The sequence below is a fragment of the Mucilaginibacter metallidurans genome (assembly GCF_003286435.2).
In the GTDB taxonomy this organism is placed as follows: domain Bacteria; phylum Bacteroidota; class Bacteroidia; order Sphingobacteriales; family Sphingobacteriaceae; genus Mucilaginibacter; species Mucilaginibacter gossypii.
Window position 1 is genome coordinate 7,519,562 of the sequence record NZ_CP043449.1, and the last position, 16,681, is coordinate 7,536,242.

The 16,681-nt window shown below is 43.6% G+C and carries 12 protein-coding genes; 9 read left to right on the plus strand and 3 right to left on the minus strand.

What is annotated here, in order from left to right; translation table 11 throughout:
• Positions 1–77: 77 nt before the first annotated feature.
• Positions 78–893 (minus strand): 3-methyl-2-oxobutanoate hydroxymethyltransferase, encoded by an 816-nt coding sequence (gene panB, locus DIU38_RS32665; protein WP_090528921.1) that lies wholly within the window; start codon positions 891–893, stop codon positions 78–80.
• 336 nt (positions 894–1,229) lie between these two features.
• Here panB and carA point away from each other — a divergent pair, with 336 nt between their 5' ends.
• On the plus strand, positions 1,230–2,330 hold the full coding sequence (gene carA / locus DIU38_RS32670) for a glutamine-hydrolyzing carbamoyl-phosphate synthase small subunit (protein WP_112652743.1): 1,101 nt from the start codon (positions 1,230–1,232) through the stop codon (positions 2,328–2,330).
• A 123-nt stretch (positions 2,331–2,453) separates the two neighbouring features.
• A complete protein-coding gene (locus DIU38_RS32675; RefSeq protein ID WP_112652744.1) occupies positions 2,454–2,951 on the plus strand; it encodes a helix-hairpin-helix domain-containing protein in 498 nt (165 codons plus the stop codon).
• Positions 2,952–3,179: 228 nt separating this feature from the next.
• Here the strand turns inward: DIU38_RS32675 and DIU38_RS32680 are convergent, their stop codons facing one another.
• On the minus strand, positions 3,180–4,040 hold the full coding sequence (locus DIU38_RS32680) for a sigma-70 family RNA polymerase sigma factor (protein WP_090528912.1): 861 nt from the start codon (positions 4,038–4,040) through the stop codon (positions 3,180–3,182).
• Positions 4,041–4,372: 332 nt separating this feature from the next.
• Positions 4,373–6,883, minus strand: a complete 2,511-nt coding sequence (locus tag DIU38_RS32685; RefSeq protein ID WP_112652745.1) for an AsmA family protein — start codon at positions 6,881–6,883, stop codon at positions 4,373–4,375.
• 142 nt (positions 6,884–7,025) lie between these two features.
• On the opposite strand from DIU38_RS32685, the gene DIU38_RS32690 reads away from it, so the two are divergent.
• From DIU38_RS32690 to DIU38_RS32720, 7 genes are all read left to right on the plus strand, one after another.
• Positions 7,026–7,700, plus strand: a complete 675-nt coding sequence (locus DIU38_RS32690; protein WP_091165716.1) for an NAD-dependent epimerase/dehydratase family protein — start codon at positions 7,026–7,028, stop codon at positions 7,698–7,700.
• 171 nt (positions 7,701–7,871) lie between these two features.
• Positions 7,872–8,663, plus strand: coding sequence for an alpha/beta hydrolase (locus DIU38_RS32695; RefSeq protein ID WP_208057640.1), 792 nt, complete (start codon positions 7,872–7,874; stop codon positions 8,661–8,663).
• Positions 8,664–9,088: 425 nt separating this feature from the next.
• Positions 9,089–10,795, plus strand: coding sequence for a ribulokinase (locus DIU38_RS32700; protein ID WP_112652746.1), 1,707 nt, complete (start codon positions 9,089–9,091; stop codon positions 10,793–10,795).
• A 5-nt stretch (positions 10,796–10,800) separates the two neighbouring features.
• Entirely contained in the window at positions 10,801–11,499 is a 699-nt protein-coding gene (locus DIU38_RS32705; protein WP_112652747.1) for an L-ribulose-5-phosphate 4-epimerase, read from the plus strand.
• Positions 11,500–11,503: 4 nt separating this feature from the next.
• Positions 11,504–12,865 carry a glycoside hydrolase family 27 protein gene (locus tag DIU38_RS32710; protein ID WP_112652748.1) on the plus strand — a complete coding sequence of 454 codons (1,362 nt, stop codon included), beginning with the start codon at positions 11,504–11,506 and terminating at the stop codon, positions 12,863–12,865.
• A 60-nt stretch (positions 12,866–12,925) separates the two neighbouring features.
• Positions 12,926–14,416 (plus strand): L-arabinose isomerase, encoded by a 1,491-nt coding sequence (gene araA, locus DIU38_RS32715; protein ID WP_112652749.1) that lies wholly within the window; start codon positions 12,926–12,928, stop codon positions 14,414–14,416.
• A gap of 552 nt (positions 14,417–14,968) precedes the next feature.
• Positions 14,969–16,669 carry a sodium:solute symporter family transporter gene (locus tag DIU38_RS32720; protein ID WP_112652750.1) on the plus strand — a complete coding sequence of 567 codons (1,701 nt, stop codon included), beginning with the start codon at positions 14,969–14,971 and terminating at the stop codon, positions 16,667–16,669.
• The last annotated feature ends 12 nt before the right edge of the window (positions 16,670–16,681 follow it).

Consider the following 16,681-nt stretch of genomic DNA (forward strand, 5'->3'; position numbering starts at 1 on the left):
AGTTCATGGTTCATGGTTGATAGTTCATAGTTAAGCAGCATTTAGCCATGATCTATGAACCATCAACTATAAGCTAATTAATACTGTTCCTTTTCGTTAGGGAAACTGTTACTTTTTACGTCGGTATTGTAATTTTTGATCGCGTCGTGCATGATATCATACAGGTTGGAATACTGGCGTAAAAAGCGGGGTTTAAAGCCTTTGTTAATCCCCAGCATATCATGGATCACCAGTACCTGGCCGTCGCAATGCTGACCGGCGCCGATACCTATTGTAGGGATCTGCAGACTTTCAGATACCTCCTGCGCCAGTTTGGCCGGGATTTTTTCCAATACAATACCAAAGCAGCCAAGCTCCTGTAGTTTAAGGGCATCCTCGCGCAGCTTTTGCGCTTCGGCTTCATGTTTGGCGCGTACAGTGTACGTTCCAAACTTGTATATGGATTGCGGTGTAAGGCCAAGGTGCCCCATTACCGGGATGCCGGCGGTCAAGATCCGGCTAACTGATTCGGCTATTTCAACGCCGCCTTCAATTTTAACGGCGTGTGCCCCGGCTTCCTTCATAATGCGGATGGCTGAGTTCAGCGCTTCCTTTGAGTTGCCCTGGTATGATCCAAAAGGCAGATCGACAACCACCAATGCACGTTTGGCCGCACGTACCACAGATGATGCATGATAGATCATCTGGTCGAGCGTTATAGGCAGCGTAGTTTCGTGACCGGCCATCACATTGGAGGCCGAATCGCCAACGAGGATGATATCAGTACCGGCATCGTCAACTATGGTAGCCATCGAATAGTCATATGCGGTAAGCATAGAGATCTTTTCGCCACGAACCTTCATCTCCTGGATGGTGTTGGTGGTGATACGCTTTATTTCTTTATTTACAGACATTGATAAATGTGTTATCGCACTGCAAAGGTAAGCATGATTTCGGATTTTGGAATTTCGATTTCGGATGTGATTTTTTGATTTCGGATTTCGGAATTTCGATTTCGGATTTTTCTATTTTTTGATTGGCAGGGAGCGTATTCATTACTAATAAATCCGAAATCCCACATTCGAAATCCGAAATCAAAATAAATCCGAAATCTCACATTCAAAATCCGAAATTATTTTCTACTTTTGCGCCGTGAATCCGGAAGTTCCTTACTTCAATATTTCTATCAGTTTTCACGGGGCTTTGAACCAGGCAATCCGATCATTTAACCCTTTCAATTTTTTTAAGCAATGAATTATTTCACCAAATTACCGGCTATATTGCTGCTTGCCGACGGCACCGTTTTTTACGGTAAAGCTGCGGGCAAAATGGGTACTACCACCGGCGAGATTTGTTTTAATACCGGCATGACCGGCTACCAGGAAATTTTTACCGACCCTTCATACTTTGGGCAAATTATGGTAACCACCAATGCGCACATTGGTAATTACGGTATTGCTAATGAAGAGGTGGAATCGGGCAGGATCCAGATTGCAGGCCTGGTTTGCAAAAATTATAACATCGCCTACAGCCGTAAACAGGCCGATGAATCGATACAGGATTATTTCCAGGAGCAAAATATTGTAGGTATTTCTGATATCGATACCCGTCAGCTTGTTCGTCACATTCGTGATAAGGGCGCTATGAACGCAATCATCTCTTCAGAAATATTAGATCTGGATGAGTTGAAAGCAAAGCTTGACCTGGTACCTTCAATGGATGGCCTTGAGCTTTCATCGCAGGTAACAACTACCGAAACTTATACTTTTGGCAGCGAGGATGCTCCTTACCGTGTAGCGGTACTTGATCTTGGTGTAAAGAAAAACATCCTTCGCAATTTTGATTCGCGCGATGTTTACGCCAAAGTGTTCCCGGCAAAAACAACCTACGCCGAAATGGAAAAAGATTTTGCCCCTACAGGCTATTTCATTTCAAACGGCCCCGGCGATCCTGCTGCCATGCCTTACGCAGTTGAAACCGTAAAGGAAATTTTAGCTGCTGATAAGCCGATGTTCGGGATTTGCTTAGGCCACCAGTTGCTGGCTTTGGCTAACGATATCCCAACTCAAAAAATGTTTAACGGTCACCGTGGATTAAACCACCCGGTAAAAAATATCATTATTAACCATTGCGAGGTTACTTCACAAAACCACGGTTTTGGTGTAGTGCCGGAAGCTGTACGCGCTTCGGATAAGGTAGAGATCACCCACGTTAACCTGAACGACCAATCCATAGAAGGTATTCGTGTAAAAGGCAAAAAAGCTTTCTCGGTACAATATCACCCTGAATCGTCACCTGGCCCGCATGATTCAAGGTATTTGTTTGATGACTTTATCAAGCTGATGAAATAAATTTTGATTGTACCTGTACAGATTTTAACTGCGCAGATGTCCGAAAGCCTTTCAATTTAGTTTGGAAGGCTTTTTTATTTTTCATAATTCCTTTCTAAATTAGTTGTTATATCCGCCTGAATTATGAAGAAATCCATTAATCTGCTCCTTACAGCAGAAGAAAAAGCTATTCTCCGGGCTCAAAAAACCAAGATTGCCGATCTCGTTACCTTCGCCCCGGATGAAGTTGCAATGATATTAAATGCAGATGCCGAACGCGCCAGGGAGATCAATGCATTGATTGAATTTCAAAGTATCCCATCATTAGGGATCAATTTTGCGACTGAGCTGATACAGCAAGGCTATTATTCTTTAGAACAATTAAAAGGTAAAGATCCTGTTGAACTTTTCAATGCATTTGAACGCCACGTAGGCGCCTGGGCCGATCCATGTGTGGAGGATTCATACCGATTATTATCACACTATATTAAGCATGGCGACACCGGCAAAAGCTGGTGGAATTTTACTGCCGAACGAAAAGCTTACCGGGCGAAACATGGTTTCCCGGCAAACCGACCGGCTAAGGCATGGTATGAGCTGCCGCAATATCGTAAGGGGAAGGAGTTTGTTGGGAGTAAGTAATTGAGATGCATTGTATTCAAAAAAGATGTCATTGCGAGCGTAGCGCGGCAATCGCACGGAAGCTTAGCAGCTCTGTATAGCATGCGATTGCCACGTCGCTCCCGGCGCTTTACCCATGCGACTCCTCGCAATGACATCGTTTTTATGTAAAATCAAGCCCACAAAAAAACGCGAATGATTTTCTCATTCGCGTTTTTATTATAAAAACTCAGGCGGATATAACCTGGATTAGTTTAAGTACGATTGCAATAGGTTTGATTTTGAATTGTGGCGTAAACGCATCAAAGCCTTGTCTTTCAACTGGCGAACACGCTCACGGGTTAAATCAAATTTTTCACCTATTTCCTCTAATGAGTGAGGTGCATGACCACCAAGGCCAAAGAATAACATCAGCACTTCACGGTCACGTTCGGCAAGGATGCCTAACGAGCGTTTAATTTCCTGTGATAATGAATCGGCCATTACTTCAGTATCAGTTGCAGCATCAGAGCTGGCCAATACGTCAAGCAAGGTGTTTTCTTCACCCTGGATGAAAGGCGCGTCCATTGAAATCTGGCGACCCGCGTTATTCATCGAATCGGCAATTTTATCAACCGAAATTTCCAGATTGTCTGCAAGTTCTTCGGGTGTTGGCTGTCTTTCAAATTCCTGCTCCAGTTTTGAAGCTGCTTTGTGTATTTTGCTCAATGAACCAATTTGGTTCAATGGTAAACGCACAATACGCGATTGCTCGGCAATGGCCGACAGGATTGACTGACGGATCCACCATACGGCATATGAAATAAATTTAAAGCCTTTGGTTTCGTCAAAGCGTTTTGCCGCTTTAATTAAACCAAGGTTTCCTTCGTTTATTAAGTCGCCCAGGGTAAGGCCCTGGTTTTGGTACTGCTTAGCAACCGATACCACAAAGCGAAGGTTTGTTTTTGTCAAACGTTCTAACGCTACCTGGTCGCCCTCACGGATCTTTTGCGCCAGGATCACTTCCTCCTCAGCTGTGATCAAATCTACCTTGCCAATATCATGCAGGTATTTTTCGAGCGATGCCGATTCGCGGTTAGTGATTGATTGGGATATTTTAAGTTGTCTCATTTTTTAATACAGATTATTAAGCTAAAAACGGTTCAATAAGATACATGTGCCGGGTTAAACAACCGGAGGTAAAACAGATTACATTAAACTTTGCTTCCTTCTTTATTTGTGAACCCGGGATAGTATTTATTTAAAACGAGGGTTTGCTACTGATATTATTGCTGTAAGGAGCGAGCGGTTTAAAAGTTTTTTAAATAATGTGCTAACCAATTAAATGTTTAATCAACATATTACCCTATAATGAACAGCACAAAGGTAAGCATTTATTTGCTATTATAGTGTCATTTAAACACCATGAAAATAAGGTTAATGTGAAGATTTTTGAACTTAAACTAATCTTGTTTAGGTTCGGGCGCTTGCTGGGTGTCATCTGTCTTCTGCTCATCATCATCTGTTTTTGTTTTTTTATGGTTTTTGTTCCACTTAATTTTTATTTTACCTTCATCACCATCGGTGGCAAGGATGTGTAAAACAATGCCTTTCATACGTTTTTTATTACGTTCGGTTTCATCTGCTATTTTGCTGTCATTCTTCGGGTTTCGTAGCGGTACATCAAGTGCAATGTTAGTACCTCGCGATAGCGAATAGGTGCCTTCCACATCCATGTTGAGTACGCTCGAGTTAATTTGCATGGGCGCAATTTTTATTTTATCACCATCAAGGTCAAACCGGGCTTTTAAATCGCCAAATGTTATGTTATCGAGATCGCGAAAAGGGAAGGCAAATTTGCCTACGCTTTTTATGGGCGCAAAGTTTACCAATGCACCATCGGTTAAATTAACCTGTGCAAATCCTTTTATTGATTTCGGTACCAGGTCGCCGGTGTTTTTGATCCCGCCTTTAATATCAACCCTTGCCGAAAGAAAACCCCGCAAGTTATCGCTGGTAAAATCCTTGAGACCGAAGTTGTTAAACGATGCAAAGAAAGTATTAGTATTTACGTGATTAATAGTTGTGCTAATGGCAAAATTATTGGTTGGCCCCTGCAGTACCAGGCCGCTTAAACTCAATGATCCTCCCGAACTTTTAAGGCTTACATTGCGCATTTTCATGGTATTGTCGGCCAGTAAAATATCGGCATTAACGTCTGTCGCCAAAAACTTTTTATAATATACTTTGGCTAAGCGCAGGTGAAGTTCGGCCTGCCCTTTATCAAAGGCGGTATTAAGTTGATTGGTAATTTTGGCATTGGACATCCTTTTGCCCGTTCCTCCGCTGCTTTTACTGCTTTGGTATCCGCGGTTGTTCAGGAAGCCTAAAAACTCGCCAAGATGTATCTGCGGACTGGTGATCTGCCATACAATCAAAATCTTTTGTGGATCGGTATAATACAGGTTGAGGAAATTGCTCACCTTACCCTGCATATACACTACGCTACTGCCATTTTGCAGGCGGATATTATTTATATAAAGATCTTTATCGGTAAATTTTAAGGCAATGGAGTTGTTTTTGAATACGAGTCCGCGAGGGCGGTAATTTACATCCGCATTTTTTATATCTACATTACCGGTAACGAAGGGTTTGGTGAATTTGAAATTTACAATATCGGCTTTATAGGCCAGTTTTAAATCAACAATGCCTTTGGTAAATTTCAGGCTTTCATCGCCAATAACCGGGTTAAGTTTGGTAACGGGAAAGCGCGATCTGAAAATCCCTGTAGCCACCGGCGTGTTCAGGTTGTTGATAAATGCGGTATCAATAGTAAATGGAATATTCTTATAGCTGCCGTTAAAATGATAAAGCTTTATAACCGAGTTATCGTCATTTAAACCTTTGCCATTGATATAGTTATTACTGAATACGCCATTAAAACTACAATTTTCAACAGTGCCCCCAAGGGTTTTCAATATGTTATCTTTTACTTTAGCCGTAACATAAATGGATGGATCGCCCCCGCCGCCAAAGCTTCCCTTCAGGTCGCAGGTAACATCAATTGGCTTTTTAAGATCGAACATTTTGAGGCTTTTGGTAATGTTGTCAGCCAGTAGGTTTGCAGCATCGTTCCACAAAATTTCATCCACTTTGAGGTTGATGGTGAAATCGGTTTCGGGCGATTTAAGATTAAACTGTGCACCTACAGTAAATGGGTTATCGCCAATGTTTAATGTATTGGGAGCAAGGTTAATGACCTGCGATGCATAATCATAACTGATATCAAAATGGCCTTTTAAAAGCCTGTTTTTCATAAAGCTTCCCTTTTTTGTATTGAAGGAAAAGCTATTTGCCATGGTATTTAAGTCGATATCGGCGTTCCACCCTTTAGCAGGATACTCCATTCTACCCTGAATATCGTTAACTGCAAATTTGAACAGTTTGTAAGCATGACGGTCGTCAACAACAAAGTTTACCTTGTTCAACGAAAACCTGCCAATTTGCGTGGAAGAGCTGGTTTGTTGCTCTTTAGGGTCTTTTTCAACTTTGGGTTTTGCTTTAAATATCGATGTATTGCTGTAGCCGGTACTATCGGTAAACAGGTCGATATCGGCATTGCTGATATCTATTTTATTGATCACCACTTCGCCCTTTAAAAGGGCCGAGGCATTTACGGATACTTCAAGGTCTTTGGCGGTAAGCAATGTATGGTGATGTTCGGCCCAGCGGTTATCTTTCAGTACTACATCTTTCAGCTCGACAGACACCCCCGGAAAACCTTTAAATAATGTTGGATCAATCGTGCCGATAGTTAGCGTGCCGTTCAGGTTTTTATTAAGCTCGGAGGTGATCATAGTAATCACCTTGTGCTTATTATTATTAACATACACAGTAAGGGCAATAAACATAATTATAATTAAACCAACAAGCGCTCCGGCGATCTTTAAGGTTATCTTTAACCATTTCGGCATCTTCAACTAATTTATTGTTAAAGCGTTATGGTTATATAATTGTTTGTATTGTAACATATAATTAACACACGGTATAGGAATAGGTAAATAAATCTGCAATAAGATACAATATTTTAAATGTATAATCGGCTACATCAGTATCATGGAAACAACTAATAAAATAAAAGTAATTGTCACAGGTGCTACCGGCATGGTAGGCGAGGGTGTATTGCACCAATGCTTATTGAGCGATAAGGTTGAAGCAGTATTAGTTATTAACCGTAAACCCTGCGGTGTAACACATCCTAAACTAAAGGAAATTATACATGCTGATTTTTTTAACCTCAAACCCATTCAGGATCAGTTAGAAGGTTACAATGCCTGCTTTTTTTGTTTAGGCGTTTCATCGGTAGGGATGAGCGAAGAAGCTTATTATAAAGTAACTTACCTGCTCACTATGCACGTGGCCGAAATTTTGAGCCGCATAAATCCGGATATGACCTTTTGTTATGTATCTGGTGCCGGTACAGACAGTACAGAAAAAGGCCGCAGTATGTGGGCCCGGGTAAAAGGCAAAACCGAAAATGATTTGATGAAGCTGCCCTTCAAACAGGTATTCAACTTCAGGCCGGGATTTATGAAAAGCTTTAATGGGGCAAAAAATACATTGCCGTTTTATAAATACATCAGTTGGATGTACCCTATAGGCCGCCTTATTTATCCTAAAGGTTTTATTACGCTTGAGGAAGTTGGCAAAGCCATGATCAATACGGTAAACCGCGGTGCTGGTCGCTGGATATTAGATGGAAAAGATATTGTTGCCATGGCGAATAGCTAATAGCGGGTAATGATATATGGAGGAGGCCATCGTGTAAAACCCGATATATCGTAAATGTTGGGTAGTTGTATTTTGATTAATATATTGATTAATAGTGTTTTGTGTTTTTGGAGCAAGCTTTGAAATGGTACTGTCAACAGTATTATTTATGAAACTTAAACTCCAGCAAAAATGAACACAAAATTCATGAAAGGCCGCTTAAAAGCACATTTAATAGCGGCGACTATTTTATTAGGCAGCTTGTTTGCCTTTACTTTTAAGGCCGCTGCCCAGGCACAGCCCGTTAAAAACATTGTATTAGTGCACGGGGCCTTTGCCGATGGCTCGGGCTTTCAGGCTGTGTACAATATCCTTACCAAAAAAGGTTATAATGTTACCGTAGTGCAAAATCCGCTTACTTCTTTAAAGGACGACGTTGACGCCGCCAATCGGATCCTGGATAAACAGGATGGCCCGACAGTATTGGTAGGCCACTCTTATGGCGGTACGGTAATTACCGAAGCCGGGAATAATTCAAAAGTAGTAGCGTTGGTTTATATAGCCGCGTTTATGCCCGATAAAGGGGAAAATACGATAAAATGGGTACAGTCGGCTCCTCCGGCTCCCGAAAACGGTATTTTGCCGCCGGATGATAAAGGTTTTGTTTACTATGATAAATCCAAATTTCATGGCGGCTTTGCCGGCGACTTAAGTAAAGCCGAAGCTGACTTTATGTTTGCATCGCAGGGGCCAACGTCTGTTCAGTGTTTTGTTACGCCTGTTGCCGAAGCGGCATGGAAAACCAAACCAAGCTATGCTATAGTGGCCACCGAAGATAAAAGCATTGTGCCCGACGTTGAGCGCACGATGTATAAACGTGCCGGTGCAAAAGTAACAGAGGTAAAAGGCAGCCACGTGATCTTCATTTCGCAGCCTGAGGCAGTTGCCAAAGTGATCATGGACGCGGCAAATGGCGTTAAATAATCAGATAGTTTTTGATACAGTTTTAAGCGGAATTGGTCGTGATTGACTGCTCCGCTTTTTTATTGGTTTGCCGGAAAAGTGCTGTCAAAGGGTAAAAAAGTGCTTAGACTTTCACAGCCGCCGAAGCCATTTTTAGTAGGGATAATTCTATATATTTTAATAACAAATTAAACGTTTTACCACCCCAAAACAGCCAATCCGTTGTGCAAAGCTTATTTTATATTGTTAAAACAACACTAATTATTACCTGGCTGAATAGACGTAACGGCAATTTTTTTAACAGGCGCTTGAACTATGTAATGACTTTTTTACAGGCCAAAAGGTTCCTTTAAGTAAATAATGCATTTTATCTGAATAAAATTTTAAATAAAATTTTTCTTTGTCAAAAATTAAGTGTTATTTCGACAATAATTATAAATCTTTATATGAGCAATAACCAATTAGTGATCGGGGTTGATTACGGGTCTGATTCCGTGCGCTCCGTGATAGTGAACGCGGCCAACGGAGAAGAAATAGCTTCATCAGTATTTAATTATCCACGCTGGCGCGATGGCAAGTATTGCGTACCTGCCGAAAACCAGTTCCGCCAGCATCCGCAGGATTATATCGACGGACTTAAAGCCACCATTAAAGATTGTATTGCACAGGCCGGCGGTGAAGCCATTGCAAAAAATATAAAAGGCATTTCTGTTGATACCACCGGCTCAACCCCCGTTGCCGTTGATGCTGCCGGTACTCCGCTTGCCTTAACCCCCGGTTTTGAAACTAACCCCAATGCTATGTTTGTATTGTGGAAAGATCATACTTCGGTTAAAGAAGCAGCACAGATCAATGAGCATGCTACAAAATTTGATACCAATTATTTGAAATATGTTGGCGGTATCTACTCATCAGAGTGGTTTTGGGCTAAGCTGCTGCATGTGCTAAGGGTTGATAAAAGTGTACGTGATGCCGCTGCTTCATGGGTAGAGCATTGCGACTGGGTTCCGTTCCTGTTAACCGGCGGTAATGATGTTAAAGCTATCAAACGCGGCCGTTGTTCTGCGGGGCATAAAGCCCTTTGGGCCGAAGAATTTAATGGCCTGCCTCCTGAAGAATTTTTTGTTTCCCTTGATCCGATACTGGCTGGTTTCAGGGATAAATTATATGAAGATACATACACGGCCGATGAAGCAGCCGGAAACCTCAGCGCGGAGTGGGCGGAGATATTGGGACTCTCAACCGATGTGATTGTAGGTACCGGCGCTTTTGACGCACACATGGGTGCTGTTGGCGGCCAGATTGAGCCTTATTACCTGAGCAAGGTAATGGGCACATCAACCTGCGATATCCTGGTTGCCCCAACATCTGAGATGGAAGGCAAACTGGTACGCGGAATCTGCGGACAGGTAAATGGCTCGGTTATTCCAGGGATGGCAGGTTTAGAGGCTGGTCAATCGGCTTTTGGCGATACTTATGCCTGGTTTAAAAATATCCTGGCCTGGCCATTGAATAACCTGCTTTCGCAATCGCAGGTAATTGACGCGGCTACTGCTGAAGCGTTGAAAGAGGAGATTTCAGAAATGATCATCCCTGAATTGAGTAGGCAGGCAGCATTGTTACCCATCGAAGAAAGCAATGAGCTGGCTATCGACTGGTTTAACGGCCGACGTACACCAGATGCTAACCAGGAATTGAAGGGCGCTATAACCGGTTTAGGTTTGGGCAGCGATGCACCACGGGTATTCCGTGCGCTGGCCGAGGCTACCTGCTTTGGTGCCAAGAGCATTGTTGATCGTTTTATCAGCGAGGGTATCCCGGTTAAAGGGATCATCGGTATCGGCGGCGTAGCTAAAAAGTCACCTTTCGTGATGCAAATGATGGCCGATGTTTTGGGAATGCCTATCCGCATTCACCAGTTTAAACATACCTGTGCTTTGGGCGCTGCGATGTTTGCTGCGGTAGTTGCCGGTATCTACCCAACTATTGAAGAAGCTATGACAGCCATGGGCCGCGGCTTTGACGTGGTTTATGAGCCAAACATCGCGCTAAAAGAAGTTTATCAGCAACGCTATAACCAATACAGCATACTGGGCAAGTTTGTAGCTGCCGAAGTTGCTTTGAAAAATAATCCTGAACTGCAAAACGCATAATCACAATGAGTAAATATGATCATATAAGGCTTAGTGCCTATAATGCCAATATGCAGCTGCCCAAACTGGGCCTGGTACTGTTCACTTTTGGTAACGTAAGCGCCGCCGACAGGGAATTAGGTGTATTCGCCATTAAACCAAGCGGTGTACCTTACGAGGATTTGTCGCCGGAGAAAATGGTAATCGTTGACTTTGATGGTAACACCGTTGAAGGTGACCTTCGCCCGTCAAGTGACACCAAAACACACGCCGTACTTTACAAACACTGGGAAGGCATCAACGGTATTGTGCATACACACTCCACCTACGGAACGGCCTGGGCACAATCGCAGCGGGATATTCCGATCTTCGGTACTACCCATGCCGATCATTTAACGGTTGACATTCCCTGTGCACCACCTATGAACGATGAAATGATTAAAGGGAATTACGAGTACCAAACCGGTTTCCAGATCATGGAATGTTTTAAGGAAAAAGGCCTGGATTATAAGGAGGTTGAAATGGTGTTGGTTGGTAACCACGCACCATTTACCTGGGGTAAAACTGCCGAAAAGGCGGTTTACAACAGTGCTGTGCTGGAAGCCGTAGCCCAAATGGCCTACCTTACCGAGCAAATTGACAGAAGCGCCCCCCGTTTAAAAGATGCGCTGATCAAAAAACATTACGAGCGCAAACACGGACCTGATTCATATTACGGACAATAACCTGATGAAAAAAATAAACCTGTTTTTCCTGCTGCTTTGTTTTTTTGCGTGCACCCGTTTATCAGCACAGGTGGCAGCTACACCGCCTATGGGCTGGAACAGTTATAACTGTTTTGGTTCGGCGGTACACGAAGATGAAGTAAAAGCTAATGCCGATTACATGGCTGAGCATTTGAAGCAACATGGCTGGGAGTATGTGGTAGTCGACTTTTTATGGTCGTACGATAACCCTCCGGGCAGCAATATCGGCAATCCGTTCCAATTACGTTTGCAGGATGGCTCATATGTGCCATGGTTAACTATGGATAAATGGGGAAGGTTAGCTCCGCAACCCACTAAATTTCCATCAGCATTTGGCGGTAACGGTTTTAAACCGCTGGGCGATTATATTCACAGCAAGGGTTTGAAATTTGGCATCCACGTAATGCGCGGGATCCCGAGACAAGCTGTTTGGTCAAAATCGCCGGTAAAAGGCACTAATGGCATTACTGCCGATATGGTGGCCGATACCAACTCAAAATGCCCATGGATGAACCACATGTATGGCTTGGACATGAAAAAGCCCGGTGCACAGGAATACCTGAATTCGCTGCTGGAGCTGTATGCTTCATGGGGAGTTGATTTTATTAAGGTAGATGATCTTTCGCGTCCGTACAGCAACGCCGAGGTTGAAGGTTACCAAAAAGCCATTCAGCAATGCGGCAGGCCGGTTGTGCTGAGCCTTTCGCCCGGTGAAACCCCGGTTGCGCAAGCTGCGCATGCTACCAAATATGCCAATATGTGGCGCATGGCTGATGACTTTTGGGATAACTGGAAAGAGATCCTGCACATGTTTGAGTATGCCAAAAGCTGGGAAGGTGTAAGTGGTCCCGGTCATTGGCCCGATTGTGATATGATCCAGATTGGTAAGCTAAGTAAACGCGGCCCGGTAGGGCAGGAGCGCTTCAGCCGCTTTACCGAGGACGAGGAATATACCCACATGACCTTCTGGAGCATCTTCCGTTCGCCGCTGATGATAGGTGGTAACCTGCCAGAAAATCGTGATTTTGAGTTAAAGCTTTTTACCAATGATGAGGTAATTGCCGTAAACCAAAAAGGATCGAACCCTAAGCAGTTATACAAAAAAAATGGCTCCATGATCTGGTATTCGCAGATCCCCGGCAGCAAGGATATTTATGCCGCCTTTTTCAATATTGGCGATGATGATAAATCTGTATCCCTCAATTTCAAAGACCTGGGCCTGAAAGGCAAAGTAACTGTACGTGACCTGTGGAAAAAACAGGATGTTGGCCAGTACAAAACAAGCTATCAGCAAAAAATAAACAAACACGGCGCAGCATTATTCAGGCTGTCACCCAAAAACTAAGACAATCAATAAATCAAAATTCAACAATTCACTAACTCAATAATTCACTAATTGACATATATGATCGATCTGAAAACATTTGAAGTATGGTTCATAACCGGGAGCCAGAATTTATACGGAGAAGAAACACTGAAAAAAGTTGCCGAGCACTCGCAGGAAATTGCTAAAGGTATTGATGGCGCTGCCAATATCCCTGTGCGGGTAGTGTACAAACCAGTTGTTAAATCAACCGAAGAAATCTACAACACCTTACAGCAGGCTAACGTTGCCGAAAACTGTATCGGTGTTATTGCCTGGATGCATACTTTTTCGCCTGCCAAAATGTGGATCAGGGGCTTAAGTATCCTTAAAAAACCGATGCTGCACCTGCACACCCAATACAACCGCGATATTCCATGGAGTTCAATTGATATGGATTTCATGAACCTGAACCAAAGCGCCCACGGCGACAGGGAATTCGGCTTCATGGTATCACGTATGCGCATTAACCGCAAAGTGGTTGTTGGCCACTGGCAGGATAGCGAAGTGTTGAAAGACATTGAAAGCTGGAGCCGTGCGGCAGCAGGCTGGTACGACTGGCAGGGCGCCAAATTTGTTCGCTTTGGTGATAACATGCGCTTTGTAGCTGTTACCGATGGTGATAAAGTTGAAGCCGAATTGAAATTTGGTTTCGCTGTAAATACTTATGGCATTGGCGATCTGGTTGCTGTTGTTAACGGCATCAGCGATGCTGAGGTTAAAGCACTTACTGATGAGTATGAAGCTACTTATACCATGGCCGATGACCTTAAGCAAGGCGGTGCAAGGTATCAGTCGGTTTATGACGCTGCTAAAATTGAACTTGGCTTACGTAAGTTTTTACAGGATGGCGGCTACAAAGGTTTTAGTGATACGTTTGAAGACCTGCATGGCATGATCCAGTTACCGGGCATTGCTTCACAGCGCTTAATGGCCGATGGTTACGGTTTTGCCGGCGAAGGCGACTGGAAAACTGCTGCTTTAGTACGTGCTTTCAAAGTAATGGGTGCAGGCTTGCCAGGCGGTAACGCTTTTATGGAAGATTATACTTATCACTTCGACCCGAACAATGCTTTGGTTTTAGGCTCACACATGCTTGAGGTAGATAGCAGCCTGGCTAATGGTAAAGCAGCATTAGAGGTGCATGCCTTAGGTATTGGTGGCAAAGCCGATCCTGCCCGTTTGGTATTTAACGTAGCCGGCGGTGCCGCGCTTAATGCTTCAATTGTGGATATGGGCAACCGTTTCCGTTTAATTGTTAACGAGGTTGAAGCCATTGAGCCGGTAGAAGACCTGCCAAAACTGCCTGTTGCGAGAGTACTTTGGAAGCCTCTGCCTGATATGAAAACCGGCTGCGCGGCCTGGATCTATGCCGGTGGTGCACACCATACCGCATACAGCCAAAACCTGTCGGCCGAGCTGATCAACGATTTTGCTGATATGGCCGGTATCGAGTTTTTACGCATTGGTAAAGACACCAAGCTTGATCAGTTCAGAAACGAGATCAGGTGGAATGACGCGGCTTATAAATAGCCCCCTCTAAATCTCCCCTGAAGGGGAGACTTGGAAAAAAATATAAGATGGTCGCCACTCGACTCCGGCCGAGTGGCGGCAGATGAGGATGACGTAAAAAATAAAATGTCATTGCGAGGAGCGGTAAGGGATTGTACAAACGGGGCGACGTGGAAATCTCTTAGCAATATATAGTCGCCTTACAGGGCTAAGAGCATGGCTACGAGATTGCCGTGCTACGCTCGCAATGACATAAGTAATAAAACGCGTTAGGGATAGCAGCGGATACCGGCCAGTGAATAAGGCCTTGTGCAGTATGGGCGGATAGCCCGGCCGCAGGTAACGCCCTGATGAATTTGAGATTTCGGATGTGCGATTTCGGAATTGTCTGAACTCGAATTCATGGAATTAAAGAATTTGTCGAATTAGATTAGCATTCTGTTAATCCTTTAATTCGGCCAATTCAGGTTCAGACAAAAATGAGAAGAATATAAACTTAACCAATGCTTTAAAAAGCCCTCACCCTTTAGGGGAGGGTTGGGTGGGGCGCTAAACTAAATTTTAAACCAAATAATGAACAAATTTTCCACTATCGATTACGTGATCTTCGTAATCTATTTTATTGTAGTTACGAGCTACGGGTACTGGGTTTACAGCCGTAAAAAGATCAAAGGCGTATCTGATAGTCACGACTTTTTCCTGGCCGAGGGTTCGCTTACCTGGTGGGCCATTGGTGCGTCACTGATCGCGTCAAACATATCTGCCGAGCAATTTATAGGCACCAGCGGACAGGGTTTTGCCGTAGGTTTGGCCGTTGCCGCTTACGAATGGGTTGCTGCTATTGCGCTGATCATTGTGGCAGTGTGGTTCATCCCGGTATACCTTAAAAACAAGATTTTCACCATGCCGCAGTTTTTACATACTCGGTATAACGAAACGGTGAGTTTTATCATGGCCATTTTCTGGCTGTTGTTGTATGTGTTAGTTAACCTAACTTCTATACTTTACCTGGGTGCATTGGCCATTAATAACTTAATGGGCGGCGGATATCTGCATGAGATCATCATTGCGTTATCCATTTTCGCGCTGTTTATTACCCTTGGTGGTATGAAGGTTATCGGCTTTACCGATGTTATACAGGTATTGGTACTGGTTGTAGGTGGTTTAGCTACTACTTACATAGCACTTACTTTGGTGAGCGAGCATTTTGGCTTGGGCAAAGATGCCATGGCAGGCCTAAATAAAATGATGAGCGATGCACCAGATCACTTTAAGATGATGATGGCTAAACCCAAGCCGGGCGCTCCGCAGGCAGAGATCAACAAATACCTTGCGCTGCCTGGTATTGCCATGTATTTTGCCGGTCAGTGGATCGTGAACCTAAACTACTGGGGATGTAACCAATACATCACACAAAGGGCTTTGGGTGCTAACCTGAAAACTGCCCGTACAGGGATCCTTTTTGCAGGTTTAATGAAACTGGCTATGCCTGTTATAGTGGTATTACCGGGTATTGCTGCTTACGTATTGTACAAAAACGGTGGCTTGCAACAAGAAATGGCATCAGGTGGGCATTTTAATTCGGATAATGCTTACTCGGCTATATTGGGCTTTTTACCAACCGGGTTAAAAGGTCTTTCGGTTGCAGCTTTAACTGCTGCTATCGTGGCTTCGCTGGCAGGTAAGGCTAATAGTATCAGTACCATCTTTACGCTTGATATCTACAAAAAACATATCAGCAAAGAAGCCAGCGAAAAGAACATGGTGCTTATAGGCAGGCTTACCATTTTGGCTGCTTTGGTGTTCTCGATCATACTTACCTGGAAAGATCTTTTAGGCATAGGCGGTGAAGGCGGCTTTACCTTTATCCAGAAATACACAGGCTTTATCAGCCCGGGGATCTTCGCCATTTTCATTTTAGGTTTCTTTTGGAAACGTACCACCGGAGCCGCGGCCATTGCAGGTATTTTAACAGGCTTTGGTATGTCGGTGCTGTTCAATAACTATGCACCAAAATTGTTTGGTAACGAAACTTTGTTGTATACAGCTTTTCCTAATGGTAAGGGAGGTTATGAAATTCCGTTCCTGATTTGTATGGGGCTGTCATTCATGTTCACCATTATTGTGATGGTGGCTATCAGCCTTGCCGGACCAAAAGTTAATCCGAAAGCATTTGAAATTCCGCGCAGTATGTTCAAGGTTGAAAAATCAACCATGGCATTAATTGTAGTTACACTTATCCTGCTTACCATGCTTTATGCTAAATTCTGGTAAGTACAATAATTT

Bases quoted from the DNA above. Each gene is read 5' to 3' on its own strand.
- panB (WP_090528921.1), bottom strand. From the start codon at position 893: ATGTCTGTAAATAAAGAAATAAAGCGTATCACCACCAACACCATCCAG.
- carA (WP_112652743.1), top strand. From the start codon at position 1,230: ATGAATTATTTCACCAAATTACCGGCTATATTGCTGCTTGCCGACGGC.
- DIU38_RS32675 (WP_112652744.1), top strand. From the start codon at position 2,454: ATGAAGAAATCCATTAATCTGCTCCTTACAGCAGAAGAAAAAGCTATT.
- DIU38_RS32680 (WP_090528912.1), bottom strand. From the start codon at position 4,040: ATGAGACAACTTAAAATATCCCAATCAATCACTAACCGCGAATCGGCA.
- DIU38_RS32685 (WP_112652745.1), bottom strand. From the start codon at position 6,883: ATGCCGAAATGGTTAAAGATAACCTTAAAGATCGCCGGAGCGCTTGTT.
- DIU38_RS32690 (WP_091165716.1), top strand. From the start codon at position 7,026: ATGGAAACAACTAATAAAATAAAAGTAATTGTCACAGGTGCTACCGGC.
- DIU38_RS32695 (WP_208057640.1), top strand. From the start codon at position 7,872: ATGAACACAAAATTCATGAAAGGCCGCTTAAAAGCACATTTAATAGCG.
- DIU38_RS32700 (WP_112652746.1), top strand. From the start codon at position 9,089: ATGAGCAATAACCAATTAGTGATCGGGGTTGATTACGGGTCTGATTCC.
- DIU38_RS32705 (WP_112652747.1), top strand. From the start codon at position 10,801: ATGAGTAAATATGATCATATAAGGCTTAGTGCCTATAATGCCAATATG.
- DIU38_RS32710 (WP_112652748.1), top strand. From the start codon at position 11,504: ATGAAAAAAATAAACCTGTTTTTCCTGCTGCTTTGTTTTTTTGCGTGC.
- araA (WP_112652749.1), top strand. From the start codon at position 12,926: ATGATCGATCTGAAAACATTTGAAGTATGGTTCATAACCGGGAGCCAG.
- DIU38_RS32720 (WP_112652750.1), top strand. From the start codon at position 14,969: ATGAACAAATTTTCCACTATCGATTACGTGATCTTCGTAATCTATTTT.